3 protein-coding genes are annotated in these 2403 nt (G+C 53.8%); all 3 read right to left on the bottom strand.

Annotated elements, in window-relative coordinates; genetic code table 11:
• Positions 1–466: hypothetical protein (locus tag FJY67_12045; protein MBM3330179.1), on the bottom strand; the 466-nt coding region annotated here is incomplete at its 3' end.
• A gap of 995 nt (positions 467–1461) precedes the next feature.
• Positions 1462–1971 carry a hypothetical protein gene (locus tag FJY67_12040; protein ID MBM3330178.1) on the bottom strand — a complete coding sequence of 170 codons (510 nt, stop codon included), beginning with the start codon at positions 1969–1971 and terminating at the stop codon, positions 1462–1464.
• A gap of 161 nt (positions 1972–2132) precedes the next feature.
• Positions 2133–2403, bottom strand: a 271-nt coding sequence (locus FJY67_12035; protein MBM3330177.1) for a T9SS type A sorting domain-containing protein, incomplete at its 5' end; no start/stop codon positions are given.

Below are 2403 nucleotides of genomic sequence, written 5' to 3'. Positions count from 1 at the left end.
CGACCGACCATTCACCGGCCGTTACGCGGCATACGACCGGGAAGGTGCCTCTTTCGTCAAATCGGATAGTGCAGGAAGTATCTTGCGAGCGGACGGTGTCGCGGTAGGTCCATTGATAGGACATTTCCTCGCCCTGCTGGTTGCGGGCGCGGACGAGGAAGTCGATAGTTTCGCCGGGGAGGACTTTCAGGAGGGAGTCTTCCGGTTCCTTGTGGAAGACGACCGGACCAAGAATGTCGGGTTCGAGGCGGACGATGATGGCGTCGTCGCCGTTTTCTTCTTCGTTGCTCACCATCGACCCGCAGGCGACGATGACGTTGTTAGGCAGGGTGATGACGGAACCGAGCCGGTTGCTTTCGATACCTCCCATTCCAACTGCTTCGACGAATTGGCTAAAGTCTTTGCGCCAGACTTCGACACCGCCTGGGGTGGTTCGTATGGCAAGGGGATAGGAACGGCGAAGCATTTCTCCACGGACGTATCGAGGCAACTGCCACCCAACTAAGACGAATCCATCCAAAAGACGGCTAAGCCCGGTATTTAAGTGACCTGGTAATCCGCGGTCATGATAAATCTCCTCAAAAACCATCTCACCTTCTCCTTCAATCCTGGTGAAATTCAAATAAGCCCAGCGCGATCCGTCCCATTCCCATTGGCGAGAATAGATGCCGCTCAATGCAAATCCACCTTCAGGCACGGAGACGATAGAGTTGAACTGCCGGGTGCCGCCGGGAGCATCATAACTCCTAGACCATTGCACATTTCTTTCAAAATCAAGTTTGACTATCCATCCCGACACTCCTGATCTACCAACTGCGATAATGCCATTCTCGGTCTCACGTAAGGCTTCGAGGCTCCGCGTAGAACCTTCCGCTGCTATGAACATTTCTTCCCAAATGACATCGCCATCTTCTCCGAGGCAAATAAGCACTGCATCTGGAGATCTACGCCCGCAGATAACAAATTCACCACTCTTTAACTCTATTATGGCACTGAAATTTCCTATACCATATGATCGACGCCATAAGACTTCACCTTCTGGGCTTAACCTGATAGCGATGGTATTTGAATTTCCTGGCAATTCTCTTCCTACGACCACCAAATCTCGATTGTCCGCTTCAATGATGGACTGAAGCCGTGCCTCTTCAATCTCCTCGAGCCATACAATTCGGCCTTCTTCATCGTTCAGAACTATGAGGCCCACATTAGTATTGGTCTGATACCCGCATAGTGCGAATAGGCCGTCAGCGGTGTAGTAAACGTCTGTAAAATAGTCATTTCCACCGAAGTCGAAAATGCGTATCAGGTCTATCTCGGGCTGTGCGCGGACGATTGAGGCGCAGCATGAGAGTCCGGCGCAAATTGCACACGCCGTGCTAACCAACGTCAATCTAGAATTAAGTTCGAAGAGGCTCGCAAGTTGGTGACATTGCGAGCCTCTTGCAGATTTAGCGATTAGCATTATTGCCGGGTAGCAAGCACGTCGTTGATGGTGAGCCCCGCCCAGTTAAGTACAGGTTCGGCAAGCATCGGATTCGCATTCGCTTCTACCACGATGTCCATCCCAAACCATAATACATCATCGTCAGGGTTATTCCATCGAAACCTTGCTGTAACTGCACTGGTTGGAACATCCTCGATGGTGAGGGTGTAGAGGGTGGCTTGTGAGTTAGGGGTCATAGCGAACCAGCCCGTCACAGGCACGCCGGCGCCATCGAGCAATTGAACCTCTGCTTCCACATCGTAGGGATCAACCCCATCACCCCATTGAATCTCCATCTGGAAATCCAGATCTGTTGCCCATGCCTCTCCCGGCGCGGCGAAGAGGGTGAGGACCGCCAGCAGAACCAGTTGAGCGGTCGCGAAGATCGAACGGTGGGACATTACGTCCTCCTTGCAGTAGGGTTGACGTTGAGCCCGAGCCGTAGCCCGAGCCGTAGCCCGAGCCGTAGCCCGAGGCAAGGTTTTCACAAAATACGGCTGTGAGAGGAAGATGTCAAGGGATTTGGCGAGTCCGCCCAAAAATAGTTTGCCAGCCGATACGAGCCGATTCCACCCTTCTGCAATCGGGCACGAAGCCGCACATATCGTCTTCGGCCCTTACGTTCACGCCCATGAAACGCCCTCCAAGATTAGCGCATAAGAACGGCTTTAACGGTGCGGGAGTAAGAGCCGGCCTGAAGGCGGAGAAAATAGATGCCGGAGGGAAGTGTGAAAGTGCCAAAGTGCGAAAGTGCGAAAGTATGGCTCCCCGGGGACAGCTGCCCGTCGTGGAGGCGGAGGACTTCACGGCCGTCGAGCGCGTAGAGGCTGAGCCGGACAGGGATTAGACCCCCCACTTGCGCACTTGGAAGGCGGACATTCTTGTCCGCCCTTAGGGCGGGCAGGAATGCCCGCCCTCCA

The sequence above is a fragment of the Calditrichota bacterium genome, from assembly GCA_016867835.1.
Classification (GTDB): domain Bacteria; phylum Electryoneota; class AABM5-125-24; order Hatepunaeales; family Hatepunaeaceae; genus VGIQ01.
The sequence above is the reverse complement of the archived record's forward strand: the minus strand, read 5'-3'. Positions and strand labels throughout refer to the sequence as shown.